The following is a 25,707-nucleotide window of genomic DNA, read 5'->3' on the forward strand; positions in this document are numbered from 1 at the left end:
CTCCCGTTCAGGCGGCGCCGCGCCGGCGGTCGGCGCGGGCGGCGTGGACGACTCCGGCGACGTGCTCGGCGGACAGATCGGACAGCCGCAGGCAGGGGCCGCCGAGCGCGCCGGCCAGCCGGGGCGCGAGGCCGATCCGCACCGGGCCGTGCTCGCAGTCCACCACCACGGCGGCCACGCCATCGGCGGCGAGCAGTGCGGCGGCCCGCAGCGCCGCGCCCACCGGCTCATGCCCGGCCGGTGCCGACGTGGCCCGGCCGTCGGTGAGCAGCACCAGCAGCGCCCGGCGGCGCGGGTCGCGCAGCCGCTCGGCGGCCAGCACCCGGCGGGACCGCAGCAGGCCGTCGGCCAGCGGGGTGCGCCCGCCGGTGCGCAGCGCGCGCAGCCGGGCCGCGGCGGCGTCCACAGAGGACGTCGGTGGCAGCGCCACCTCGGCGCCGGAACCGCGGAAGGTGACCACGCCGACCTTGTCCCGCCGCTGGTAGGCGTCCCGCAGCAGGGACAGCACCGCGCCGGTCACCGCGGACATCCGCTGCCGGGCGGCCATCGAGCCGGAGGCGTCCACCGCGAACAGCACGAGGTTGCCCTCCATGCCCTCGCGCACGGCCAGTCGCAGGTCGTCGCGGTGCAGCCGGAGGCCGGGGCCGGTGCGGCCACGGGCGAGCTGGTGCGGGGCGGCCGCGGCCAGGGTGCCGGTCAGGTGCAGCCCAGAACCGTCCGATGTGGACGCCCGGACCACCCGGCCGGTGCGCGCCCGGGACCGGGAGCGCCGGCCGGGCGCGCCCTCGCCGAGCCCGGGCACCTGCAGCAGCCGGGCGCGGAAGGCCGGTGACGGGGCCGCCGGGGACCGCTCGCCGGACCCGCCGCCCGCACCGTCCGGTGTGGACTCTCCGGAGCCCGGCGCGGACCCATCGCCGTCGCCGGGGTCCGCGCCGCCGTCCGGGCCGCCGTCGGGCGGCTCCGGCGGCTCGGGGGGGTCGTCGCCGTCCGCCTGCTCGGCGGCCTCGCGCAGCGCCTCCCGCAACTGCTCCTCGTCCATGCCCGGCTCGTCGAACGGGTCGCGCCGCCGGCGGTGCGGCAGCGCCAGCCGGACCGCGGTCTCCACGTCGGTCTCCGCCACCGCGTCCGCGCCCCGCCACGCCGCGTGCGCCGCCGCGGTCCGGGCCACCACCAGGTCCGCGCGCATGCCGTCCACCTCGAACGCGGCGCACACCGCGGCGATCCGGCGCAGCTCGGCATCGGGCAACGCCACGCCGGGCAGCGCGGCGCGGGCGGCCACGATCCGCTCGGCCAGTTCCCGGTCGGCGTCCCGCCACGCGGCGGCGAAGCCGTCCGGGTCGGCCTCGTAGGCGAGCCGGCGGCGGATCACCTCGGTGCGGGTGGCCACGTCCCGCGCGGCGGACACGCCCACGGTCAGCCCGAACCGGTCGAGCAGCTGCGGGCGCAGCTCCCCCTCCTCCGGGTTCATCGTGCCGACCAGCAGGAACGACGCCGCGTGCGACACCGAGACGCCCTCCCGCTCGACGTGCGCGCGGCCCATCGCGGCCGCGTCCAGCAGCAGGTCCACCAGGTGGTCGTGCAGCAGGTTGACCTCGTCGACGTAGAGCACCCCGCGGTGCGCGGCGGCCAGCAGGCCCGGCTGGTAGGCGCGCACCCCCTCGTTCAGCGCGCGTTCCAGGTCCAGCGAGCCGACCAGCCGGTCCTCGGTGGCGCCGACGGGCAGCTCGACCAGCCGCGCCGGGCGCCGCTCGGCCACCGTCACATCGTGCTCGGCATCCGGGCAGCGCGGGTCCGGCGCGGCCGGGTCGCAGCCGAACCGGCAGCCGGACACCACGTCCACCTCGGGCAGCAGGGCGGCCAGCGCCCGCACGATCGTCGACTTCGCGGTGCCCTTCTCGCCGCGCACCAGCACCCCGCCGATGCCCGGGTGCACCGCGTTGAGCAGCAGGGCCAGCCGGAGGTCGTCGTGCCCGACGACCGCGGAGAACGGGAACGCCGCGCTCATCGCCGCACCTCCGGCGACGCGGCGGCCGGCGCTAACGGAGAGCCAGGGAGATCGCGGGTCATACCCACCGGTCCTTCCTCGGGTGTCCACGCCCGGGGTCGACGTTGGCGGGCGCGGCCGGTCGGCCGCGCCCTTCAGGCGGGGGCGGAGTGTCCTGGCTCCCGGATCGTCGCGCCGCCTCCGGCCTTCCCAGGGCACTCGCCCCGGTGGCACGCGTGGGAGACACGCTTCCCGGTCACAGTGGCGGGACCGCGCCGGATTCGCACCGGCTTCCTCGCACACCCTCGCTTCGGGTCAGCGCGCATCGTCGCACCCGGCCGGCGGCGAAACCAAGTCCGCCGGCGGTGCGCTCCCGGTCAACACGGCGTGGGTGTGGGCGAGGACACCGGCTCGGACCCGTTCCAGGGTCATGCCGCCGCGCTGCGTGAGGTGGTCGACCAGGTCCCCGCGCAGGCCGGCCAACACCGCGTAGGCCAGGTAGTCGGCGTCGGCGTCCGGCCTGGCCTCGGCGATCAGCGCGGCCGCTCGCGCCTCCACCGGCACCGTCCCCATGATCGAGCCGGTCATCGGCCAGGCACACCCGCTGGCCGAAGCCGCCGCCGCGCACCGGGAGTTCGAGGAACGCACCGCCGTCGGCAAGACGGTGCTCCTCCCCTGACGGCGTCGTGGCCTCCCGCCCGGCTCGCCGGGCGGGAGGCCACGCACCCGTGCCCGCACGGCGGTGCCGCCGGCGGCCGGTGCGACACTGGCTGCCGTGAGTTCCAGCAGGCAAACCCCTCCGGAGGCGGTCTTCGACTGGATCGACGCGCGCGCCAGGGAGCGGGACGGCGCGGGCCTGCGCCGCCGGCTCCGCCCCCGCCCCGCCGAGACCGACCTGCTCGACCTGGCCAGCAACGACTACCTCGGCCTGACCCGGGACAAGCGGGTGACCGGCGCGGCGGCCGCGGCCACCATGCGCTGGGGCGCGGGGTCGACCGGGTCCCGGCTGGTCACCGGGTCCACCGACCTGCACGCCGAACTCGAACTGGAGCTGGCCTCATTCTGCGGGGCGCAGGCGGCGCTGGTGTTCTCCTCCGGGTACGCCGCCAACCTCGCCGCGGTCACCGCGCTGTCCGGCAAGGACACCGCGATCGTGGCCGACCAGTACATCCACGCCTCGCTGATCGACGGCTGCCGGCTGTCCAAATCGGACGTCGCGGTCGCCGGGCACGCCGACGCCGGCCAGGTGGCGCATGCGCTGGCCACCCGGAAGGCGCAGCGCGCGCTGGTGGTCACCGACTCGGTGTTCTCCGTGGACGGCGACGTGGCGCCGCTGCGCGAGCTGGCCGGCACGTGCCGGGAGCACGGCGCCGCACTGGTGGTGGACGACGCGCACGGGCTCGGCGTGGTCGGCGACGGCGGCCGGGGCGCGGTGGCCGCCGCCGGTCTGGCCAGGGCGGCGGACGTGGTGACCACGGTCACCTTGTCCAAGTCGCTGGGCGCCCAGGGCGGCGCGGTGCTCGGCCCCCGCCGGGTGATCGACCACCTGGTCAACACCGCGCGCACGTTCATCTTCGACACCGGACTCGCGCCGGGCTGCGCCGCGGCCGCGCTCACCGCGCTGCGGGTGCTGCGCGAGGAACCGGAACGGGCCGAGCGCGCCCGCGCGGTGGCGGTGGAGCTGGCGACCCGGCTGCGGGACGCCGGGCTGCACACCAGCGACCCGGAGGCGGCCGTGGTGTCGGTGCGTGCGCCCTCCCCGGATGCGGCGGTCGAGTGGGCCGCGGCCTGCCGGGACGCGGGCGTGCACGTCGGCTGCTTCCGCCCGCCGTCCGTGCCGGACAAGATCTCCCGGCTGCGGCTCACCGCCCGGGCCGATCTCACCGAGGCGGACATCGAGCGGGCCATCGATGTGATCATCCGCACCCGCCCGGCCGGCGAGTGAACGGATGGCCGGCGGTCAGCGGGTGGCCGGCCGCCGCATGCTGACGTGCGGGATGCCGTCCTCCAGGAACTCGCCGCCGACCGCCTGGAAGCCGAGGGAGGCGTAGAAGTCGCTGACGTAGGTCTGCGCGTCCAGCACGCAGCTCGCGTCGCCCACCTCGGCCAGCGCGGCCTCCATCAGGCGGCGGCTGAACCCGTGCGCCCTGGCTTGGCGGGCGGTGCACACCCGGCCGATCCGGTACTCCCCGGCGTCCTCGGTCAGCCGCAGGTAGGCCACCACGTCGCCGGTGCGCTCCTGCTCCAGCCAGAAGTGCCGGGTGCCCGGTGCGAGATCGAGGCCGTCGAGCTCGCGGTAGGCGCAGGACTGCTCGACCACGAAAACCTCGACGCGCAGCCGGAGTACCGCGTAGAGCTGTTGCGGCGTCAGGTCCGCCGCCCACACCCTGCGCAGGGTGGCGGTGAACGGTTGTGCTGGCACTCGACGTGGATACCACACGATCGACGCCGCGGTTCAGCCGTTGACCTGCGCGGCGACGTCGTCGTGGTAGGTGGCGAGCCGTGCGTACACGCCCGGCTTGCCCGGCCGGCCGCAGCCCTCGCCCCACGACACCAAGCCCACCAGGCGGCCGTCCACCACCATCGGGCCGCCCGAGTCGCCAAGGCAGGCGTCCCTGCCGCCGCGCGGATCGCCGGCGCAGACCATCGCGGGGGACTTGAAGTCGGGTTCCGCCCTGGCGCAGTCGGCGTCGGCGACGATCGGCACCGTGACCGACCGCAGCCTGCTGGACTGCGGCTCGTTCTCCCCGGTGCGGCCCCAGCCGAGCACGGTGGCCATGGTGCCCGGCCGGTAGCTGGCCGTGTCGCCCGCGGCGACCAGCGGCAGCGTCCGGTACGGCAGCGCGTCGGCCAGGGTGAGTACGGCCACGTCGAAGCCCTGCGTCGCCGCGGTGAACCGGGGATGCACCCAGATGCGGGTGACGTCCACCGTGCTGCCCGCGGTGCTCCGCATGTCGGTGCGGCCGGCGACGACCCGCACCGACGAGGCCGGGTCCGGCCGGCCGTTGGTGGTCACGCAGTGCGCGGCGGTCACCACCTTGCGGGCGGCGACCAGGGTGCCGCCGCAGAACGGCGCGTCCCCGTCGGTCGTCAGCTCCACCGCCCACGGGTACCGCTCCGTGCTGGTCTCGGTGCCGCCGACGATCCGAGGCGAAGCGTGCCCGCCGCCCGCCGGCGCGGCCGGCTCGGCCAGGGCCGTGCCAGTGGTGTCAGCCATCGGCCCCAGCAGCGTCGCGGCCAGCAGTGCCGCATACCCGGCCAGCGAGCGACGGCCGGGTCTACCCGAAGAACTCCGCACGGACGCCCCTTCTCCCGGTGCCGCGTGCCGGCACCGTCGCAGTGATCGACAGACCGTCGGCCGCTCGGCGCCGCCGCCCCCGCCGGCGGCACGCCCACGCGCGCCGGCCGGGTTCCGAGCACCCCGGTCCTGGTGCGCACGAAGAGTAGCCGATCGCGTGCGGAGCGCACGATCCGTGCCGGGAACGTCCACCCGGTCCGGTACCGCCCGGGCGGATGACCGCGGCTACTCGCCGCCCTCGGCGCGTTCCAGCGGGCGGACCGGCCGCGGGGGCCGCACCCGCCAGTGCCGGCCCCGGGGTCGGCGGTGCTGCCAGACGGCTCCGGTGGTCACCGCGATCGTGGTGACCACCAGGGTGAGCGCGAGCGGCTGGCGGCTGGCCGGCGTCCAGGCCATCGCGCCGATCACGGTGATCAGGGCCCCGACCACGAAGCAGGACAGGTAGGGGAAGCCCCACATGCGCACGGTGAGCCGCGCGCCCTCGCGGTCCCGCCGCCGGCGGCCGGCGATCTGGGTGGCCGCGATGCACAGGTACACCACCACGGCCACCGCCGCGGACGAGTCCAGCAGGAAGCTGAACACGATGGCGGTGGGCAGGAAGTAGTTGGCCACCACCGCGAGGAACCCGGCGGCGGACGCGGCGAGCACGGCAAGCACCGGCACGCCGGAGCGGGTGGTCAGGGACAGTGCGGCCGGCGCCTCGCCGAGGCGGGACATCGCGTAGAGCATCCGCGAGGACGAGTAGATTCCGGAGTTCAGGCAGGACAGCACGGCGGTGAGCACGATCAGGTCCATGACCACCGCGGCGCCCGGGATGCCCAGGTGGGCGAGCACCGCGGTGTACGGGCTGGCGGTGACCTGGGTGGCGTTCCACGGCAGCAGGGTCACCACGATCAGGATGGAGCCCCCGTAGAACACCAGCACCCGCCAGGCCACGCTGCGCATGGCGCGCCGAACCGCGTGCGCCGGGTCCTGCGCCTCGCCCGCGGCGAGGGTGACCACCTCGGTGCCGAAGTAGGAGAAGAACACCACGAGCAGGGCGGTGAGGATCGGCGCGGGCCCCCGGGGAAACAGCCCGCCAAGGCCGGTGAGGTTGGCCAGCCCCGGCGGCCGGACGCCGGGCAGCGCGCCGAGCAGGGCCAGCGCGCCGAGCGCGATGAACACCACGATCGCGGTCACCTTGATCAGCGCGAACCAGAACTCGAACCGGCCGAACGACCGGACCCTGGTCAGGTTGACCCCGGTGAGCAGCGCCATGAACACCAGCGCGGCCACCCAGGACGGCGCCCACGGCGCCTCGCGCACCGCGATCGCCGCGCCGGCGATGGCCTCGAAGGCGACCACCACGCACCAGTGGTAGGCGTACAGCCAGCCCACCGCCAGCCCCGCCCACGGCCCCAGCTCGCGCGTCGCGTACGCGGCGAACGACCCGGTTTCCGGGCTGGCCACGGCCAGTTCCGCGAGCATGCGCATGACCAGGATGATCACGCCACCGGCGCCCAGGTAGACCAGGACCACACCCGGCCCGACCGAGCCGATGGCCTTGCCGCTGCCGACGAACAGCCCGGCTCCGATCACCCCGCCGAGCGCGATCATGGTGAGCTGCCGGGTGGTGAGGCTGCGGTGCAGTGCGGTCGGCGAGCCGGTGGACGTCTGCGTCTTCATCGAATCCCCAGTCGGCGATACCCCGGCGGTTCGGCCGGGCCCGGAGCCGCTCCCCGGCTCCGGGTGATGTCGGTGCCCGGGCGGTGGCGGTCGAACGCGGCCGCCGGAGGAGGCCCGGAACTCCGGTGCCCCCGGGGCGACCTCCCCGGGGGCACCGACGTGCTCATGGCGTGGTCCGTGCCGCTTCCCGAACCGGCCCCACGATCGCGTCGCCACGGCCGGGCATCCGGCCCCACGGGTCGCCGTGGGCGGCTGCCGCGCCCCGCCGCGACCGTGTGGCTTCGCCCGGCGCTTTCATCGGCGTCAGAACTGCGGGCCCATCTCGGGCTGTCCCGCGCTGATGATCGGCTCCGCATGGCCCCAGCCGTTGGTCAGCAGGCCGGCCAGCCGGGTGTAGACGCCGGGCTTGCCCGGCCGCGCACAGCCATCGCCCCAGGACACCAGGCCGATCAGCTTGCCGCCGGCGATCAGCGGGCCGCCGGAGTCGCCCTGGCAGGAGTCCACGCCGCCCTGCGGGTAGCCGGCGCACACCATGGACCTCGGGTCGTACAGCCCCGGGTAGGCCGCCGCGCACCCGGCATCCGACAGCAGCGGCACCCACGCGGCGCGGATCTGGCCGGGGGAGGCTGGGCCGCCCTCGGCGATGCGGCCCCAGCCGAGCACGGTGGCCAGGGTGCCGGGCGCGTACAGCGCCCGGTCGCCCGGCTGCGCCAGCGGGATCGAGGGGTACGGCAGCGCGGAGCGGAGCTGCACGAGCGCGACGTCATCGCCGCGCTCGGGCGACACGTAGCCGGGGTGCACCCCGATCCGCGTGACGTCCGCCACCATGCCACCCGGGCCGGTGAGATCGGTACGGCCGGCGATCACCCGGAGGTCCCGGGGCCCGCGCCCGGCAACGCAGTGCGCGGCGGTGATCACCATGGTGGGTGAGACGAGGGAGCCACCGCAGAACGCGAAACCGCCCGCTGTCAGCAGGGCAACCGTCGACGGGAACCGACCGACGCTGGTCGGGTAGCCGCCCACGATCCGTGGCCCGGCGTGTGCCGCGGCGACCCCGGACAGCGCGAGGGCCGCGCTCACCACCGTGGCTCCGGCCAGCCGGAGCAGACGTCTGCGTACCGAAACCGCCATCACGTTTCCTCCCCCGTCCCGTGTCACGGCCGCTGCGGCCGCCGATTCAGCGCAACAGAGGGGTGATCGGGCCGCCAACTCGGAGCGGCGAAGTCAACGCCGGCAGGTGACCGGTGACACCACCGTCGCGTGAACTCGGTGCCTTACCGAGAAGTTCGCGTCATGCGGCGAGCCCCTGCGGTCGCCACGCCCGCCGCCACACCGGCCGCTCACCCGGGCCCGGCGGCCCGCGATCGCCGCGCCGGTTCGGCGCGACGCTCGCTGACGGGCACACTGTCGAGGTGGACTTAGCGATGACAGCGGACGTGCTCGGCGACGACTTCCTGGCGCAGACGATCCCGCTGGACGGCGACGACGTCGCGACCCTGGTCCGGTACCAGCCGAAGGACGCCCCGGCGCCGACCCGCGGCGCGGTGCTCTACCTGCACGGGTTCATGGACTACTTCTTCCAGCGGCACGTCGCCGTGCACCTGGCGGCCCGCGGGTTCGCCTTCTACGCCCTGGACCTGCGCGGCTACGGTCGCTCGCTGCGCGACCACCAGTTGCCCAACTACGTCACCGACCTCGCGGTGTACTTCGCCGAACTGGACACCGCCGCGGAGATCATCAGGGGCGAGGACGGCCACGGCCGCCTGGTGGTGCTCGGTCACTCCACCGGCGGGTTGATCACCTCGCTGTGGGCGGACCGCCGGCGCGACGACGGTGTGCTGGACGCGCTGGTGCTGAACAGCCCGTGGCTGGATCTGGCCGAGTCGTGGTTCCTGCGCACGGTCGGTACCGCGCTGATCGACGTGGTCGGCCGGTTCTTCCCACGGCTGGTGGTCCGGTCCGCCACCGACCGGGTGTACGGGCCCAGCCTGCACCGGGATCACCACGGCGAGTGGGAGTACGACCTGCGCTGGAAACCGATCACTGGCTTCCCGGTGCGGGCCGGCTGGCTCCGCACCATCCGCCGCGGTCACGCCCGGGTGCACCGCGGCCTGGACGTGCGGGTGCCGGTGCTGGTGCTGCACGCCGACCGGAGCCTGCGGGCCAACCGCTGGTCCGAGGTGGCGAGCCGGGCGGACACCGTGCTCGACGTGGCGCAGATCGCCCGGTGGGCACCGAAGATCGGCACCGACGTGACCACCGTCGTGGTGGAGGGCGCCGTGCACGACCTTTTCCTGTCCGCCGAGCCGGTGCGCAACCGGGCCCTCGCCGAGATGGACGCCTGGCTGGACCGCGTTCTCGGCGCGTCCGCGGCCGACGGTGACCAGGGCGCGCTGGCCGGCGAAGCCTGAGGGCGCCGCGAAGCGCGGAGAAACCTGACCGTCGGCTGAGACTTCGCTGAAGGCTCGCCGCGCCACACCGACAAGCCGGCCAACCTGTGGTGACCTGGGATCGACGAACCAGGACGAGCGCGGAGGGTCGCCGTGGCCGGCAGGGTGGGCAGCGGGCGGCGCTGGCTGGTGCCGGTGCTGCTGGTCGCCCTGCTGTGCCTGTCCGGCGGGCTGGACGGCGACACGTCGGCCCGGTCGCTCGCCGCGAACACCGGGGTGCGCAGCGTCTCCCGTGCCGAGCGGGAGGACACCGCGAACTACTGGACCCCGCAGCGGATGGCGCAGGCCAGCCCGCGCAGCGCCACCGGCACCCTGCCGCAGCCCGGGCCGGACGCCTGGCCGCCCACGGCGACCCCGCTGCCGGAGGGCACCGATCCGCCCGCCGGGCAGCAGTTCTCCGGTATCCCCGCGGTTGGCGCGCTGTTCTCCACCGACAGCGGGCTGAACGGGCACTACTGCACCGCGAGTGTGGTGCACAGCCCGACCAGGGATCTGGTGATCACCGCCGCGCACTGCATCCATGACGGCGAGGACGGCGACTACCAGAGCAACGTCGCGTTCGTGCCCGGCTACCACGACGGGCAGAGCCCGTACGGGGTGTGGGTGCCCACCAAGATGGTGGTGGACCCGCGGTGGATCGCCTCCTCCGACCCGAGCCTGGACGTCGGTTTCCTGGTGGTGCGCAAGGCGGGTAGCGACGCGCACGTCGAGGACGTCACCGGCGCTAACCAACTCGGCACGGCGGCGTCGTTGCACGGACAGGTCCGGGTCACCGGCTACCCCGACGACCTGGACGAGCCGATCACCTGCCAGAACGCCGTGCGGTGGGAGGACGACAACCTGCCCCGGTTCGACTGCGCGGCGTTCTCCGACGGCACCAGCGGCGCGCCGTGGGTGATGGACGCCGACCCGCGCACCCAGTTGGGCACGCTGGTCGGCGTGATCGGCGGCTTCCAGTTCGGCGGGGAGAGCGACGACGAGTCCTACAGCCCGGTGTTCGGCGAGGACGTCCAGTCCCTGTACGCCACCGCGCTCCGCTCGGGCTGAGCCGGGTTCCTTCCGCGCCGGCAGGCGCGCCTCTCGCCCAGCTGGCGACGCGCCCTTCGAGACGCCGGCTACTCCTCGAGATCGCCCTCCAGGTCCAGGTAGACGGCACGCAGCCGGTCCAGCACCTCCTGGTCGGGCTCGGCCCACAGGCCGCGGTCGGCGGCCTCCAGCAGCCGCTCGGTAATGCCGCGCAGCGCCCACGGGTTGGACCGCCGCATGAACTCCTGCACGCCGTCGTCGAACACGTAGGACTCGGCGAGCTTGGTGTACATCCAGTCGTCCACCACGCCGGCGGTGGCGTCGAAGCCGAACAGGTAGTCGACGGTGGCGGCCAGCTCGAACGCGCCCTTGTAGCCGTGCCGCTGCATGGCGGCGATCCAGCGGGGGTTGACCACCCGGGAGCGGAACACCCGCCGGGTCTCCTCGCCCAGCGACCGGGTGCGCACCGCGTGCGGCACCGCCGAGTCGCCCACGTACGCGGCCGGGTTGCGGCCGGTCAGCGAGCGCACCATGGCCACCATGCCGCCGTGGTACTGGAAGTAGTCGTCGGAGTCGGCGATGTCGTGCTCGCGGGTGTCCACGTTCTTCGCGGCCACCTGGATACGGCGGAACGCGGTCTCCATGTCCGCGCGTGCCTCCCGCCCGTCCAGGCCGCGGCCGTAGGCGTAGCCGCCCCAGGTGGCGTACACCTCGGCGAGGTCGGCGTCGTCCCGCCAGTTGCGCGCGTCGATCAGCGGCAGCAGGCCCGCGCCGTACGCGCCCGGCTTGGACCCGAAGATGCGGGTGGTGGCGCGCCGGGAGTCGCCGTGCTTGGCGAGGTCGGCCCGGTAGTGCGCGGCGAGGTAGTTGTCCTCGTCCGGTTCGTCCAGCCGCGCCACGGTCTCCACCGCGCGGTCCACCAGGGACACCACGTGCGGGAAGGCGTCCCGGAAGAACCCGGAGATGCGCATCACCACGTCGATCCGCGGCCGGCCCAGCTCAGCGACCGGCACCACCTCGAAGCCGGTGACCCGCCGGGACGCGTCGTCCCAGGTGGGCCGGCAGCCGATGAGCCAGAGCAGTTCGGAGATGTCGTCGCCCTGGGTGCGCATCGCCGAGGTGCCCCACACGGTGAGGCCGACGCTCGCCGGCCACTCGCCGGTGTCTTCGCGGTGCCGGGCCAGCAGCGAGTCGGCCAGCGCGACGCCGACGTCGAAGGAGTTGCGGGACGGGATCGCCTTCGGGTCGACGGAGTAGAAGTTGCGGCCGGTGGGCAGCACGGACACCAGGCCGCGGGTGGGCGACCCGGACGGCCCCGGCGGCACGAAACCGCCGTCCAGCGCGTGCAGCACGTGGCGCACCTCGTCGGTGGTGCGGGCCAACCGGGGCGCGAGCTCGCCGCAGGCGAACCGCAGCACCGACTCGACCTGCGGCACGCGTTCGCCGATCACGTCGGTGACCACGTCGCCGGCGCGGTCCGGATGCCATTCCCGTTCGTGCAGGCCGGTCACCAGCCGGCGGGCCAGCGACTCCAGCAGGTCGACCACGTCCGCCCCGGTCCGCGCTGGGCCGTCCACCAGCGCGGTCAGCGCCTCCGGGGCCTTGGCGGCCGCGCCGGGTGCGGCCAGCAGCTCCTGCTCGTCGAGTCCGAAGTGGACGGCGAGGGCGGAGCGCAGGCCAGGCAGCGCACCGACCGTCCCGCCGAACACCTGCCGGGCGCGCAGCACCGCGAGCACGTCGTTGACCAGTTCCTCGCCCTCCGGCGCCCGGCCGAGGATGTGCAGCCCGTCCCGGATCTGCACGTCCTTGATCTCGCACAGGTAGCCGTCGATGTGCATGACGAAGTCGTCGAAGGAGTCGGCATCCGGCTGCTGCTCGGTGTGCAGGTCGTGGTGCAGCTCGGCTGCGGTGACCAGGCTCCAGATCTGCGCCCGCAGGGTGGGCAGCTTGTCCGGGTCCATCGCCTGCACGGTGGCGTACTCGTCCAGCAGTTGCTCCAGCCTGGCCAGGTCGCCGTAGGTGTCGGCGCGGGCCATCGGCGGGATCATGTGGTCGACGACGACGGCGTGGCCGCGACGCTTGGCCTGGGTGCCCTCGCCCGGGTCGTTGACGATGAACGGGTAGACCAGCGGCAGGTCGCCGAGCACCGCGTCCGGCGCGCACTCCGCGGCCAGCCCCAGCCCCTTGCCGGGCAACCATTCCAGTGTGCCGTGCTTGCCCAGGTGCACGACGGCGTCCGCGCGGAAGTCCTCGGCCAGCCACCGGTAGGCGGCCAGGTACTGGTGCGAGGGCGGCAGGTCCGGATCGTGGTAGATGGCGATCGGGTTCTCCCCGAACCCGCGCGGCGGTTGGATGAGCAGCACAACGTTGCCGAACCGCAGCGCGGCCACGTACACCTCGCCGTCGGCCACGTACAGCTCGCCGGGCGGGGCGCCCCAGTGCTCAGTCATCGCCTGCCGCAACGATTCCGGCAGCGCGTCGAACCACTCCCGGTACCGCTGCCGCGGCACCCGGATCTCGGCCTGCGCCATCTGGTCCTCGGTGAGCCACTCCACGTCGTGCCCGCCGGCGGCGATCAGCCGGTGCACCAGCGCGTCACCGTCCACCGTGGACGGATCGAGGCCGCCCAGGTCGTAGCCGGCGTCGGCGAGCGCCTCGAGCAGCACCACCGCGGAGGCCGGGGTGTCCAGGCCGACCGCGTTGCCCACCCGGGAGTGCTTGGTCGGGTAGGAGGACAGCACGATCGCCAGCCGCTTGTCGGCGTTGGCGTTCTTCCGCAGCGCGGCCAGCTTCGCGGCCGTGCCGGCGACGCGGGCGGCGCGCTCCGGGTCCGCCACGTACACCGGGATGCCGTCCGGGCCGGCCTCCTTGAAGGAGAACGGCACGCCGATCAGCCGGCCGTCGAACTCCGGGATGGCCACCTGCATGGCGGCGTCCAGCGGGGAGAGCGCCGCGTCGGAGTCCTGCCAGGTGGCGCGGGAGGTGGTGAGGCAGAGTCCCTGGAGCACCGGCACGTCCAGCGCGGCCAGCGCGCCGACGTCCCAGGCTTCCTCGTCGCCGCCGGCGCTGGCGTCCGCCGCGGTGCTGCCCCCGGCGGCCAGCACCGTGGCGACCAGCGCGTCGCAGCCGGCGAGCAGCTCGCGCAGGCCCGCCGCGTCGTCGGCGGCCAGCCCGCGCAGCGAGCCGCAGTACACCGGCCGCGGGTTGGCCCCGGCCGCGCGCACCGCGTCGGCGAGGGTGTCCACGAACGCGGTGTTGCCGGCCAGCGCGTGCGCCCGGTAGAACACGATGCCCACGGTGGGCCGGTCCGGGTCGTGCGCGGGTTCGCCGTGCAGCCCGTACTGCGGCATGCGCGCGGGCGGTTCGAAGCCCTCCCCGGTGAGCAGCACCGTGTCGGAGAGGAACCGGGCCAGCTCGCGAAGGTTCGCCGGCCCGCCCTCGACCAGGTAGCGCAGCGCCTCGGCGGCCACCCCGGCGGGCACCGTGGAGGCGGCCATCAACTCGGCGTCCGGGGTGACCTCGCCGCCCAGGCAGACCGTGGGCACCCCGGAGTCCAGCACCGCGGCCAGCCCCGCCTCCCAGGCCCGCCGGCCGCCGAGCAGCCGAACCACCGCGACGTCCACCCCGTCGAGCAGCGCCGGCACGTCCTCGGCGTCGACCCGGGACGGGTTGGCCACCCGGTAGCCGCCGCCGCAGTCCCGGGCGGCGAGCAGGTCGGTGTCGGCGGTGGACAGCAGCAGCACGCGTGCGGTCACGGCGGAGTTCCCTCCTCGGGGTCGCGCGCCCCGGGTCGAGACGGCCGGCGGCTGGAGTGTCCTGGCTCCCGGATCGACGCCGCCGCCCCGGCCTTCCCAGAGCCTTGCGCTCCAGTGGCACGCGAGAGGGCGCGACTCCCCGGTCACAGTGGCGGGACCGCCCCGGACTCGCACCGGGTTCCTCCACTGCCGCCGCTTGGCGCCGGCCATGCTATCCGTCCGGGCGCCGCGCCGAAGAGCCCGCGCCGGCGGACTATGTCCCGCGCATGCCCGCCGGTCTCGGCACGGCCACGATGGTGAGCAGATCTGCCAACCCGGTGATCGAGAAACAGCTTGTCGGTTCCTTTGACTTTCCTGTGAATCCGCGCGCGCTTTACCGGCAAAATGACGAACCCGATACCGACGATCACCGGTTGACAGTTCCGGAACGCGCGGTGTGCCCGGCCGAGTCCCGCGCCGCTACACTCGGGTGAACAGCTCGATGTCCTGCTGGAACTCGGCGAGCATCGGGTCGGTCAGGGTGGGCCGAACCTCGGCGACCGCGGTCAGGTAGTCGTCGGTGTCCGGTGGCCGGGCGCCGCGGTCGGCCACCGCCCGCTCGAACGCGGCCTGGGCGCCCTTGCGCGCGGCGAACTCGATGTCCGCCGGAGTGAAGAACTCGCTGGCCTGCACCAGCCGCTCCAGGTCCACGCCGCCAGCGTGCGGGCCGAGGTAGCGCGACCAGATCGCCCGGCGCGCGGGCGGATCGGGCGGCCCGACCGGGATGACGTAGTCGAACCGGCCCGGCCGCAGGAACGCCGGGTCCAGGGTGCGCACCGAGTTGGTCGCGCAGACCAGCAGCCGGTGGTCGTGCTCGCGGAAGGTGGGTATCAGCTTGAGCAGCTCGTTGGTCACCCCCTGGGAGGGGTTCTCCGCCAGGCCGGACCGGATGCCGGCGATCTCCTCCACCTCGTCGATGAACAGCACCAGATCGTCCAGTTCGGACAGTTCGGCGAACGCCTCGCGCAGCGACGCGGCCAGCCCGCCGCCGCTGGCAGCGGCCAGCCGGGACGGGAACAGCTCGACGAACGGCCAGCCCAACCGGGAGGCCACCGCCTTGGCGAAGCTGGTCTTACCGGTGCCCGGCGGGCCGAACAGGATCACCGCGGACGGCGGCTGCACGCCGTACCGCTCGGCCAGGTCGGCGTGCGCGAGCGGCAGCACGATGCGCCGCTCGATGACCTCCTTCTCCCGCTCCATCCCGGCCAGCGCGTCCCACAGCCCGGGCGGCACCAGCCGGCCGCCGAACTCGTCCAGCAGGCTGGCCTCGGCCGGGTCCAGCGGCTCCAGCCGCTCGTAGTAGGCCAGCCCGCCTCGGTGCCGGTAGCCCGAGTTCTCCAGGGCCTTCGTCCCGGTCGCGCCGTCGGGCAGCACGGTGCAGATCCGGCGCACGCCCAGCGACCGCAGCCGCCGCTCCAGCTCGGCCAGCAGCGCACTGCCGATGCCCCGGTTGCGCCACCGCGAGGACAGCGCGAGCAGCAGCACCCAGGCCCGCTCGCCGTGCGCCTGGGCGACGACCATGCCGACCATCTCGTCACCCACCACGGCGACCACGGCCGGCTGGCCGGACCGCGCCGCGGTGACCACCTCGGCCAGGGAGAACACCGACTCCTGGCCGCCCCTGCTCTCGTCCCACACCTGGATGGCCTGGTCCAGGTCGTTCTCGTGGAAGTCGCGCAACCACCAAGCGGGCATCCGGGACGTTCCTCCCCCAGAGGACGAACAGGTGAGCCCAGCCTGCGACCGGCGCACCCGCTCGGCAAATCGGGCCGCTCGCTCACGGCGAACGCGCCCCGGAAACAACCCAGCCCCGCGCGCGGTTGAGTGAAGACGACTCAACTTTTTCGCGCGAGGGTGTGATGGCATTGGGTGAGACGTTGGCTCTGCCGGTGCTGCCGCTGGACGACGCCGTGGTGCTGCCCGGCATGGTGGTGCCGGTGAAGCTGGCCGGCGACGGCGACGCGGAGGCGCGCGCGGCGATCGAGGCGGCCAGAACCGCGGCCGAGCCGGGCGGCGAGACGCGCGTGCTGCTGGTTCCCCGGCTGGACGGCCGGTACGCGGCGGTCGGTGTGCTCGGCGTGGTCGAGCAGATCGGCCCTCTGCCCGGTGGCGAGCCGCCGTGGTGCGCGGCACCGGCCGGGTACGCATCGGTACCGGCACGTCCGGGCCGGGTGGCGCGCTGTGGGTGCGGGGTGAGCTGCACGAGGACGGGCCGGCCGACGAGCGGGCCCGGGAGCTGGCCCGCGAGTACAAGGCGCTGGTCACCACGATCCTGCAGCGCCGAGGCGCCTGGCAGGTCATCGACTCGGTGCAGCGGGTCGGCGACCCGGCCGCACTGGCCGACCTGGCCGGCTACGCGTCGTTCCTCACCGAGGAGCAGAAGCTGCGGCTGCTGGAGGAGACCGGCGTCACCGCCCGGCTGGAGCAGCTCGTGACCTGGGCCCGGGAGCACCTGGCCGAGCTGGACGTGGCGGAGACCATCCGCAAGGACGTCCAGGAGGGCATGGACCGCCAGCAACGCGAGTTCCTGCTCCGCCAGCAGCTCGCCGCGGTCCGCAAGGAACTGGCCGAGCTGACCGGCGAGCCAGCGTCCGAGGAGGAGGACTACCGCGCCCGGGTGGAGGCCGCCGACCTGCCGGAGGCGGTCCGCGAGGCCGCGCTGCGCGAGGTGGACAAGCTGGAGCGCACCGCGGAGCAGTCTCCGGAGGTGGGCTGGATCCGCACCTGGTTGGACACCGTCCTCGACATGCCGTGGAACCACCGCACCGAGGACGCCTACGACATCCCGGCCGCGCGGGCGGTGCTGGACGCCGACCACGCCGGCCTGGACGACGTGAAGGAACGCATCGTCGAGTACCTGGCGGTCCGGCGGCGGCGGGCGGACCGCGGCCTGGGCGTGGTCGGTGGCCGGCGCAGCGGCGCGGTGCTGGCCCTGGTCGGGCCACCGGGTGTGGGCAAGACCTCGCTGGGCGAGTCGGTGGCCCGCGCCATGGGCCGGAGGTTCGTCCGGGTCGCGCTCGGCGGCGTCCGCGACGAGGCGGAGATCCGTGGCCACCGCCGCACCTACGTCGGCGCCATGCCCGGCCGGATCGTCCGGGCCATCCGCGAGGCCGGCTCGATGAACCCGGTGGTGCTGCTCGACGAGGTGGACAAGCTGGGCGCGGACTACCGGGGTGACCCGGCGTCGGCGCTGCTGGAGGTGCTGGACCCGGCGCAGAACCACACCTTCCGGGACCACTACCTGGAGGTCGAGCTGGACCTGTCCGACGTGGTGTTCCTGGCCACCGCCAACGTGCTGGAGGCCATCCCGGCGCCCCTGCTGGACCGGATGGAGCTGGTCCGGCTGGACGGCTACACCGAGGACGAGAAGGTGGTCATCGCCCGCGACCACCTGCTGCCCCGGCAACTCGAGCGCACCGGGCTGACCGCCGACGAGGTGACCGTCACCGAGGACGCGCTGCGCCGGATGGCCACCGAGTACACCCGGGAGGCCGGCGTCCGCGAGCTGGAGCGGGCCATCGGCCGGGTGCTGCGCAAGGTCACCGCGCAGGCCGCGCTCGGCGAAGCCACCTGGCCCACCACGGTCGACGCCGGCGACCTGCGCGGCTACCTGGGCCAGCCCCGGCACACCCCGGAGTCGGCGGAGCGGACCGCGGTACCGGGCGTGGCCACCGGGCTGGCGGTCACCGGGGCCGGCGGCGACGTGCTGTTCGTCGAGGCGTCCCTGGCCGAGCGGGACACCGGCGGCGCCGGCCTGGTGCTCACCGGCCAACTCGGCGACGTGATGAAGGAGTCCGCCCAAATCGCCCTCTCGTATCTGCGGTCCCGCGGGCCGGAGCTGGGCTTCCCGGTCGACGGGCTGGCCGACCGGGCGGTGCACGTGCACGTGCCGGCCGGCGCGGTGCCCAAGGACGGGCCGAGCGCCGGGATCACCATGACCACCGCGCTGGCCTCGCTGCTGTCCGGCCGGCCGGTGCGGGCGGACGTGGCGATGACCGGCGAGGTGTCGCTGACCGGGCGGGTGCTGCCGATCGGTGGGGTGAAGCAGAAGCTGCTCGCCGCGCACCGGGCCGGCATCACCACGGTGCTGCTGCCGCAGCGCAACGAGCCCGACCTGGACGGCGTGCCCGAGTCGGTGCGCGAGGCGCTGGAGATTCACCTGGTCGGCGACGTCCGCGAGGTGCTCGACCTGGCCCTGCAACCGGCCACCGCGGCGGCCGCCGCCTGATCCGGCAACCCGCGGCGGGCTCGACGGGACAACCGCCGAGCCCGCCGCGTCACCCGTCAGTGCCTGTTCCGCGACACGGAACGGGCTGTCAGTGGCCCACGTCGATGACGACGCGGGTCGGCGAGCCGAGGGTGAACACGTGCACCCAGCTCGCGTGGTCCACGCCGAGCCCGACGCTGAGCACGGCCTCGAAGTCACCGGTCAGGGCGACCGCGCGGACGTTGGTCAGCGACGGCGTGGTGAACGTCCTCGGCCCGGTGTAGGTCGGGTTGCCCGCGTCGTTGTGCGCCGCCGCCGGCCGCGCGGTCACCGCCAGGAACACGTTGCCCGGAATCAGCACCGGGCGGCCGGACGGGTCCGCGGTGAGCTGCGCGACGAACCGGTAGCTGGTCGCGGGTCTGTTCCCGCACAGGTCGAGCACGACCCGGTCGTAGCTGTCGTGCCGGCCGACCCGGATGTTCGTCAACTGGGCGGCGTAGGGCGAGGTGTCGCAGGCCGCGGCCGCCCGGGACGGCGCGGCGCCGGCCGAGCCCGCGACGAGCGCCGAGGCGAGGGTGAGCAGCAGGACCGCGGGCGCCACCAGCAGCCGCCATACGCGTGTGGTCATCGGATTCCTCCCGGAGAGCGAGACATTTCGGACGAAAATTCGGACGTGTCCGGCGTCACCGGGTTGCGCGCCGCGACCCGTCGTGACCACACCGAGACGGGGCATGTGCCGGTGCGCGGTCGACCGGCCGGCCGACTAGGGTGGAACCGCCAGGAAGATCATGTCGACGCCGTTCTAGGAGGACCGTCGATGAGCCTCGAGCGTCCAGTCGCTCCGGACCCCTACTCCCTGCTGCCCAAGGTTCCTTCCTTCACCGTGACCTCCAACGACGTGCGCGACGGGCAGGCCATGTCGGAGGCGCAGGCTTTCGCCGGCGGCAACTCGTCGCCGCAGCTGAGCTGGTCCGGCTTCCCGCAGGGCACCAGGAGCTTCGTGGTGACCTGCTTCGACCCGGACGCGCCGACCCCGTCCGGCTTCTGGCACTGGCTGCTGGTGGACATCCCCGCCACGGTGACCGAACTGCCGTCGAACGCGGGCCGCAAGGACTCCACCGACCTGCCGCCCGGTTCCTTCCACGTGCGCAACGACTTCGGCGAGCCGTGCTTCGGCGGCGCCGCACCGCCGGAGGGTGACCGCGCGCACCGGTACTACTTCGTGGTGCACGCGGTGGACACCGAGCGGCTCGGCGTGGACGCCAACGCCACCCCGGCGTTCGTCAGCTTCAACCTCGCCTTCCACACCCTCGGCCGGGCCATCATCACCCCCACCTACCAGCTCTGATCGGGATGCGGGAATCACCGGCCGCACGCGGTGGTTTCCGTACCGGGTGCGCGAACCAATCGCGCGAGGCAGCGCTCGGGGTGGAGCGCCGGGCCACCGCCCGGTGCTTCGCCGCGAGCACTTCAGCGGCAGGTGAGACGTGCGGCACTTCGACCTGGTCATCATCGGAACGGGCTCCGGCAACTCCATCCTCGACGAGCGGTTCGCCGGCTGGGACGTGGCGATCGTCGAGCGGGGCACCTTCGGCGGCACCTGCCTGAACGTCGGCTGCATCCCGACCAAGATGTTCGTGCACACCGCCGACGTGGCCGGCGCGCCAGCGGCCAGTGCCCGGCTGGGCGTGGACGCCGAGTTGCACGGCGTGCGCTGGACCGACGTGCGGGACCGGATCTTCGGCCGGATCGACCCGATCGCCGAGGCCGGCCGGCGGTACCGGGCCGAGGACAACCCCAACGTCACCGTCTACTCCGGACAGGCCCGGTTCGTCGGCCCGAAGACGCTGGACACCGGCACCGGCGAGACGATCACCGCGGACCGGTTCGTGCTGGCCGCCGGCGGCCGGCCGATCATCCCGGAGATTCCCGGCATCGCCGACCTCGACGTCTACACCAACGAGAACGTGATGCGGCTGGAGCGGCTGCCCCGGCGGATGGTCATTCTGGGCAGCGGCTTCGTGGCCGCCGAGTTCGCCCACGTGTTCTCCTCCTTCGGAGTGGACGTCACCCTGGTCGCCCGCTACGACCGGCTGCTGCGCGGCGAGGACGAGGCGATCTCCGTCCGGTTCACCGACCTGGCCCGGGACCGCTGGGATGTGCGGCTGAACCGCAAGGCGGTGCGCGCGGAACGCACCGACGGCGGGCTGGCCCGGCTGCACCTGGAGGGACCGCTCGGCGAGGACGTCGCCGAGGGTGACGTGCTGCTGGTCGCGATCGGCCGGCGGCCCAACTCCGACCTGCTCGACCTGGACGCCACCGGGGTGGTCACGCACGCCGACGGCCGGGTCGTGGTGGACGACGCGCAGCGCACCTCGGTGGACGGCATCTACGCGCTCGGCGACATCAGCTCCCGGTTCCAGCTCAAGCACGTGGCCAACCACGAGGCGAGGGTGGTCCAGCACAACCTGCTGCACCCGGACGCGCCGGTGGGCAGCGACCACCGGTTCGTGCCGCACGCCGTGTTCACCGCGCCGCAGATCGCCTCGGTCGGGATCACCGAGCAGGAGGCGAGGGCGCGCGGCGTGAAGTACGTGACCGCCAGCCAGGACTACGCGGGCATCGCCTACGGCTGGGCGATGGAGGACACCACCGGGTTCGCCAAACTGCTCGCCGATCCGGACACCGGCCGCCTGCTCGGCGCGCACATCATCGGCCCGCAGGCGCCCACTCTGATCCAGCCGTTGATCCAGGCGATGAGCTTCGGACTGGACGCGCGCAGCATGGCCCGCGGCCAGTACTGGATCCACCCGGCCATGCCGGAGCTGGTGGAGAACGCCCTGCTCAAGCTGCCGCTGGACTGATCTTCTCGCACTCACATCGCGCGTTCGGAGCAGCCGCCGCGGCCGAGAACGCCCGCGAAGCGCTCGTCCGGGCCAGTGCGCCGGCGACCCGGCCCGCCCTAGGCTTGGGTTTCGCTGGCGCGGCGGTGGCGCCGCCTGGTCGTCGCCGTCGGAGACGACCAGTATCCGAACCGTTCCTGGTCGTTCCGCGAGGAAGCCCGGAGGTGCCGATGGACGCTCGCGCAACCACTCCCGCGCCGGCGGGACCGCCCGCGTCCGAGGCACCACACGCCACGCCCGGCGGGAACGGAACGGTGGTGTCCCGGCGCGCCGCGCTGACCGGTCTGGGCGGCGCCGCCGCGCTGGCCGCGGTCGCGGCCTGCGCGCCAGCGGAACGCACCTCCGCCGAGCCACCGAACCCGAACCAGGTCCCGCCCACGCTGAGCGGTGACCCCGGCCGCACCATCCACGAGCAGCGGGCGCTGATCGACCAGCTCGACGGGCAGATCAGCGACCTGCTCGCCCAGCGGGCCATCGCCTCGCACAACGTGCAGGTCGCGCGGGAGCAGGCCGGCGGGCCCCGGCTGGACCCGGCCAGGGAGCAGCAGGTGATCGCGCGCTACCGGGACCGGCTCGGCCCGGCCGGCGAGCAGATCGCCAGGGCCATCCTGGACGCCGACCGCGGCGCCGGCCCCTCCGGCGCGCCCGCGGCCACGCCGCCCCGTTAGCCGACCGGCACCGCGTCGCTCGGCGGCGCTCCCGGCGGCAGCGTCGGCAACCCGCCCGGGGCGCCGGACTCCAGCAGCCGCAGCACGGCCTCGGTGTCCAGGTGGTCCGCCACCAGGTCGCCGAGCAGGTCCAGCTGGGCCGCCCTGGCGGCGGCGAACGAGACGCCCTCGGCCGCCCGGAACCCGTCCCGGCCGGCCCGCTCCGCGGCCCAGCGGAGGAACGCGCGGCGGAACGCGTCGTTCTCCAGCAGCCCGTGCCAGTGCGTCGCCGCGACCGGCCCGGCGAGTGCGCCCTCGACTTCCCCGCCGGGAAGTTCCACCAGGCCCGCGAGGTCGTCGCGGCGGCGGGCCACCCGGCCGTGGTGGATCTCGTAGCCCCGCACCGGTTCCCCCATCGCCACGCCGGCCGGCCGGCGCAGCGTCTTGTCCGGCTCGAAGACCAGGTCCACGCCGAGCAGTCCGAGGCCGCCAACCTCGCCCGCACCGGACTCCACCCGGTCGTCGATCCGGGTACCGAGCATCTGGTAGCCGCCGCAGATGCCGAGCAGCGGCCGGCCGGCGCGCACGTGTGCGGAGATCGCGTCGGCGAGCCCGGTCTGCCGCAGCCACGCCAGGTCGGCCACGGTCGCCTTGGACCCGGGCAGGACCACCAGGTCGGCGTCGGCCAGCCGGGACGGCTCGGTGACGAACCGCACCGCCACGCCGGGCTCGCAGGCCAGCGCCTCGGCGTCGGTGGCGTTGGAGATCCGGGGCAGCCGCACCACGGCGACCCGCAGCCACTGCTCCCCGACCGGCGGGGCGGGCCGGCCGATCACGCCGTCGGCCACATAGGACAGCGAGTCCTCGGCGTCCAGCCACAGCTCCTCGCGCCAGGGCAGCACGCCGAGCACCGGCCGGCCGGTGAGCGCGTCGAGCTGCCGCAGCCCCGGTTCCAGCAGCGCCGGGTCGCCGCGGAACTTGTTGATCACGAAACCGGCGACCAGCGCCTGGTCCGCCGGGTCGAGCAGGGCCAGCGTGCCGAACAGGTGCGCGAACACGCCGCCCCGGTCGATGTCCCCGACGACAAGCACGGGCAGCCCGGCGGCCCGGGCCAGGCCCATGTTGGCGATGTCGTGCGCGCGCAGGTTGATCTCGGCTGGCGAGCCCGCGCCCTCGCACACCACCACGTCGAAGTCGGCCCTCAAGGTGTCCAGTGTGGACAGTACGACGCGGAGCAGTTCGGCCTTGCGCTCCGGGTAGGACAGCGCGCGCACCTCGCCGACCGCCCGGCCCAGCACGACCACCTGCGAGGTGCGGTCGCCGCCCGGTTTGAGCAGTACCGGGTTGAACCGCACGCTCGGCTCCAACCCGGCGGCCGCGGCCTGCAGCGCCTGCGCCCGGCCGATCTCCCCGCCGTCCGGGGTGACCATCGAGTTGTTCGACATGTTCTGCGCCTTGAACGGCGCCACCCGCACCCCCCGCCGGGCCAGCCACCGGCACAGCCCGGCGACCAGCACGCTCTTGCCGGAGTCCGAGGTCGTCCCGGCGACCAGCAGTGCTCCACCCACCACGGCTCCCCTCGACGCGTACTCCTGAGGGGACATCCTCCGCCACGGCCGGCTGGGCGTGGACGGCCCCATGCTGGAACGCCGGCCCCGGCCTACCGGGCACCGTGCCGCCTCAACCCCGCGTGCCTGCGGGAACCGACCGGGAAATCCAGCCGCGGACGCCGAACGGAGCCCCCGCTTTGTAGGCGTCGATGCCGGCGGCGGGATAGTCGATGAGCCGGTTGGGCAGGCGCCCAGCGGAAACCACCGAACACCGGAGCACTTGTCCGGTTCGCGGTTGGTGGGTTCACCGATCCAGCGCCGAGCCTCGAAGAACAGCCCGAGTCGGGGCTCCGGGCCGGAGCCGCTGACGTGGAGCGTGTGCACTAGGCGGAGGTCATCCGGGGCGACAAGGACGCCGACCTCCTCTTCCACCTCGCGGACCGCGGCGTCGAGCACGGACTCACCGGCGTCCAGCTTGCCGGAGGGGAGGTGCCAGCGGCCGTCGAAAGCCGGGTTGGTATCGCGCCGCCGGGTGAGCAGGACCCGGTCCCCGTCAACGAGGAGCACGTGCACGTCGATCAGGTGACGGTCGGCCATCGGCGGAGGTCCTCGCGGGGCTGTCGACTTGGTGCGGCGTCACGTCCGGGTACTGAGCGCGATCCGGACGCGGCGCAGCCTACCCGGTGGCGGAACCGTCCCCGCGGAGGTCTGCAAGTCGAGCGATTCGCCGGCCAATCACCGCGCTGACCTCCTCGATCGATACCCTGGTGGCTGCCGCCCCTCGTGGTCGGCGGGCTGGCGGCGCTGGCCGGCCTGGCCCTGGTGGTTCGCACCGTGCGGCTGTTCGCCACGGAGGGCAGCGGCACGCTGGCGCCCTGGGACCCGCCGCGGCGGATGGTGGTGCGCGGCCCGTACCGGTACGTGCGCAACCCGATGATCAGCGGGGTGATGGCCATCCTGCTCGGCGAGACGCTGGCGCTGGGCTCGCCAGCGCTGGCCGTGTGGTTCGCCGCTTTCGTCGCGGTGAACGCCGCATACATCCCGCTGATGGAGGAGCCGGGGCTCACCCGGAGGTTCGGTGCGGACTACGTGGCGTACCGCCGCGCGGTGCCGCGCTGGCTGCCGCGGCTGCACCCCTGGCAGCCGGAATAGCAGCCGCTCACGGCAGGGTGAGGATCTCCGCGCCGTCCTCGGTGACCAGGATGGTGTGCTCGAACTGGGCGGTGCGCTGCTTGTCCTTGGTGGTCGCCGTCCAGCCGTCGTCCCACAGGTCGTACTCGATAGTGCCGAGGGTGATCATCGGCTCGATGGTGAACGTCATCCCGGGTTCCAGTTCGATGTCCACGCTCGGCTCGTCGTAGTGCAGCACCACGAGGCCGCTGTGGAAGGTGCGGCCGATGCCGTGCCCGGTGAAGTCACGCACCACGCCATAGCCGAACCGCTTGGCGTACGCCTCGATGACCCGGCCCACCACGTTGAGCTGCCGCCCCGGCTTGACCGCCTTGATCGCCCGCATCATCGCCTCGTACGTGCGCTCGACCAGCAGCCGCGACTCGTCGTCCACGTCACCGGCCAGGAAGGTGGCGTTGGTGTCGCCGTGCACACCGTCCAGGTAGGCGGTGACGTCCACGTTGACGATGTCGCCGTCCTCGATCACGGTCGAGTCCGGGATGCCGTGGCAGATGACCTCGTTCAGCGAGGTGCAGCAGGACTTCGGGTAGCCGCGGTAGCCCAGGGTGGACGGGTAGGCGCCGTGGTCGCACAGGAACTCGTGCACCACCGCGTCGACGTCGTCGGTGGTGGCCCCCGGGCGCACCGCGTTACCGGCCTCCTGCAGGGCCTGCGCGGCGATCTTGCCCGCCACCCGCATGGCCTCGATCACCTCGGCCGGCTGCACCCACGGGTCCTTGTTCGGTGCCGGGGCTGGCTTGCCCACGTACTCGGGACGGGGGATGTTCGGCGGCACCGGACGTTGCGGGGACAGTCGGCCGGGCTTCAGCGGGGCACGGACAGGCATGTCCCCCACCCTACGACGCGCCCGGGGGCGCCGTCGGCAGCCCAACCTCCTCGGCCGCCGAGAGCAGCCGCTTGTCGTCACCGACGAACGCGTGGAGATCCGGCTGGCGTCGCGTCGGCGAGGCGAGGCGGATGGCGTCCGACGACCGGATGGCTTACGGCAGAAG

Annotated in this window: 20 protein-coding genes, 1 pseudogene and 2 riboswitches; of the genes and pseudogenes, 10 read left to right on the forward strand and 11 right to left on the reverse strand. The window is 74.1% G+C overall.

What is annotated here, in order from left to right; genetic code table 11:
- Positions 1-7: 7 nt before the first annotated feature.
- Positions 8-2,005 carry a putative cobaltochelatase gene (locus FFT21_RS10845; protein ID WP_137813679.1) on the reverse strand — a complete coding sequence of 666 codons (1,998 nt, stop codon included), beginning with the start codon at positions 2,003-2,005 and terminating at the stop codon, positions 8-10.
- A 148-nt stretch (positions 2,006-2,153) separates the two neighbouring features.
- A riboswitch (cobalamin riboswitch) is annotated at positions 2,154-2,280 on the reverse strand.
- A gap of 19 nt (positions 2,281-2,299) precedes the next feature.
- Positions 2,300-2,572: a hypothetical protein gene (locus FFT21_RS10850; RefSeq protein WP_137813680.1), complete on the reverse strand. Its 273-nt coding sequence runs from the start codon at positions 2,570-2,572 to the stop codon at positions 2,300-2,302.
- On the opposite strand from FFT21_RS10850, the gene FFT21_RS10855 reads away from it, so the two are divergent.
- Complete coding sequence (locus tag FFT21_RS10855) at positions 2,556-2,663, forward strand: zinc-binding dehydrogenase (protein WP_137813681.1); 108 nt, start codon at positions 2,556-2,558, stop codon at positions 2,661-2,663. The genes FFT21_RS10850 and FFT21_RS10855 overlap by 17 nt on opposite strands.
- A gap of 96 nt (positions 2,664-2,759) precedes the next feature.
- Positions 2,760-3,929, forward strand: a complete 1,170-nt coding sequence (locus tag FFT21_RS10860; protein ID WP_371856765.1) for an 8-amino-7-oxononanoate synthase — start codon at positions 2,760-2,762, stop codon at positions 3,927-3,929.
- Positions 3,930-3,944: 15 nt separating this feature from the next.
- On the opposite strand, the gene FFT21_RS10865 is transcribed toward FFT21_RS10860, so the two are convergent.
- The 4 genes from FFT21_RS10865 to FFT21_RS10880 all read right to left on the reverse strand — a co-directional run bounded on the left by FFT21_RS10865 (position 3,945) and on the right by FFT21_RS10880 (position 8,078).
- Positions 3,945-4,406 (reverse strand): GNAT family N-acetyltransferase, encoded by a 462-nt coding sequence (locus FFT21_RS10865; protein ID WP_137813682.1) that lies wholly within the window; start codon positions 4,404-4,406, stop codon positions 3,945-3,947.
- A gap of 33 nt (positions 4,407-4,439) precedes the next feature.
- Positions 4,440-5,201 carry a S1 family peptidase gene (locus tag FFT21_RS10870; protein WP_137813683.1) on the reverse strand — a complete coding sequence of 254 codons (762 nt, stop codon included), beginning with the start codon at positions 5,199-5,201 and terminating at the stop codon, positions 4,440-4,442.
- A gap of 306 nt (positions 5,202-5,507) precedes the next feature.
- Positions 5,508-6,947 (reverse strand): amino acid permease, encoded by a 1,440-nt coding sequence (locus tag FFT21_RS10875; RefSeq protein ID WP_137813684.1) that lies wholly within the window; start codon positions 6,945-6,947, stop codon positions 5,508-5,510.
- 303 nt (positions 6,948-7,250) lie between these two features.
- Positions 7,251-8,078, reverse strand: a complete 828-nt coding sequence (locus FFT21_RS10880) for a S1 family peptidase (protein ID WP_137813685.1) — start codon at positions 8,076-8,078, stop codon at positions 7,251-7,253.
- A gap of 293 nt (positions 8,079-8,371) precedes the next feature.
- Between FFT21_RS10880 and FFT21_RS10885 the strand changes: the two genes are divergently transcribed.
- Complete coding sequence (locus FFT21_RS10885; RefSeq protein WP_192909475.1) at positions 8,372-9,358, forward strand: alpha/beta hydrolase; 987 nt, start codon at positions 8,372-8,374, stop codon at positions 9,356-9,358.
- A 132-nt stretch (positions 9,359-9,490) separates the two neighbouring features.
- Positions 9,491-10,444: a trypsin-like serine peptidase gene (locus tag FFT21_RS10890; RefSeq protein WP_137813686.1), complete on the forward strand. Its 954-nt coding sequence runs from the start codon at positions 9,491-9,493 to the stop codon at positions 10,442-10,444.
- A 68-nt stretch (positions 10,445-10,512) separates the two neighbouring features.
- Here the strand turns inward: FFT21_RS10890 and cobN are convergent, their stop codons facing one another.
- A complete protein-coding gene (gene cobN / locus FFT21_RS10895; RefSeq protein ID WP_137813687.1) occupies positions 10,513-14,178 on the reverse strand; it encodes a cobaltochelatase subunit CobN in 3,666 nt (1,221 codons plus the stop codon).
- 55 nt (positions 14,179-14,233) lie between these two features.
- A riboswitch (cobalamin riboswitch) is annotated at positions 14,234-14,361 on the reverse strand.
- A gap of 83 nt (positions 14,362-14,444) precedes the next feature.
- On the opposite strand from cobN, the gene FFT21_RS10900 reads away from it, so the two are divergent.
- Positions 14,445-14,651, forward strand: coding sequence for a hypothetical protein (locus tag FFT21_RS10900; protein ID WP_137813688.1), 207 nt, complete (start codon positions 14,445-14,447; stop codon positions 14,649-14,651).
- Here FFT21_RS10900 and FFT21_RS10905 read toward each other — a convergent pair.
- Entirely contained in the window at positions 14,638-15,912 is a 1,275-nt protein-coding gene (locus FFT21_RS10905) for an ATP-binding protein (protein WP_137813689.1), read from the reverse strand. The two genes, FFT21_RS10900 and FFT21_RS10905, sit on opposite strands and share 14 nt — an antisense overlap.
- Positions 15,913-16,082: 170 nt before the next feature.
- On the opposite strand from FFT21_RS10905, the pseudogene lon reads away from it, so the two are divergent.
- Positions 16,083-18,445, forward strand: a pseudogene (gene lon / locus FFT21_RS10910) (endopeptidase La).
- An 88-nt stretch (positions 18,446-18,533) separates the two neighbouring features.
- On the opposite strand, the gene FFT21_RS10915 reads toward lon, so the two are convergent.
- Entirely contained in the window at positions 18,534-19,052 is a 519-nt protein-coding gene (locus FFT21_RS10915; RefSeq protein WP_137813690.1) for an AMIN-like domain-containing (lipo)protein, read from the reverse strand.
- 189 nt (positions 19,053-19,241) lie between these two features.
- Here FFT21_RS10915 and FFT21_RS10920 point away from each other — a divergent pair, with 189 nt between their 5' ends.
- From FFT21_RS10920 to FFT21_RS10930, 3 genes are all read left to right on the forward strand, one after another.
- Complete coding sequence (locus tag FFT21_RS10920) at positions 19,242-19,772, forward strand: YbhB/YbcL family Raf kinase inhibitor-like protein (RefSeq protein WP_137813691.1); 531 nt, start codon at positions 19,242-19,244, stop codon at positions 19,770-19,772.
- 139 nt (positions 19,773-19,911) lie between these two features.
- Positions 19,912-21,288: a mycothione reductase gene (locus tag FFT21_RS10925; RefSeq protein WP_137813692.1), complete on the forward strand. Its 1,377-nt coding sequence runs from the start codon at positions 19,912-19,914 to the stop codon at positions 21,286-21,288.
- 209 nt (positions 21,289-21,497) lie between these two features.
- Positions 21,498-21,995: a chorismate mutase gene (locus FFT21_RS10930; RefSeq protein WP_137813693.1), complete on the forward strand. Its 498-nt coding sequence runs from the start codon at positions 21,498-21,500 to the stop codon at positions 21,993-21,995.
- Here the strand turns inward: FFT21_RS10930 and FFT21_RS10935 are convergent.
- On the reverse strand, positions 21,992-24,121 hold the full coding sequence (locus FFT21_RS10935) for a cobyric acid synthase (RefSeq protein WP_307722919.1): 2,130 nt from the start codon (positions 24,119-24,121) through the stop codon (positions 21,992-21,994). The two genes, FFT21_RS10930 and FFT21_RS10935, sit on opposite strands and share 4 nt — an antisense overlap.
- 186 nt (positions 24,122-24,307) lie before the next feature.
- On the opposite strand from FFT21_RS10935, the gene FFT21_RS10945 reads away from it, so the two are divergent.
- Complete coding sequence (locus FFT21_RS10945) at positions 24,308-24,676, forward strand: methyltransferase family protein (RefSeq protein ID WP_192909476.1); 369 nt, start codon at positions 24,308-24,310, stop codon at positions 24,674-24,676.
- Between the two features lie 7 nt (positions 24,677-24,683).
- Here the strand turns inward: FFT21_RS10945 and map are convergent, their stop codons facing one another.
- The gene (map, locus tag FFT21_RS10950) at positions 24,684-25,541 is read right to left on the reverse strand and encodes a type I methionyl aminopeptidase (protein WP_137813696.1); all 858 of its coding nucleotides are present in this window, start codon (positions 25,539-25,541) and stop codon (positions 24,684-24,686) included.
- Positions 25,542-25,707 lie beyond the last annotated feature (166 nt).

Origin of the sequence: Gandjariella thermophila, from assembly GCF_005405885.1 — a bacterium.
Classification (GTDB): Bacteria; Actinomycetota; Actinomycetes; order Mycobacteriales; family Pseudonocardiaceae; genus Gandjariella; species Gandjariella thermophila.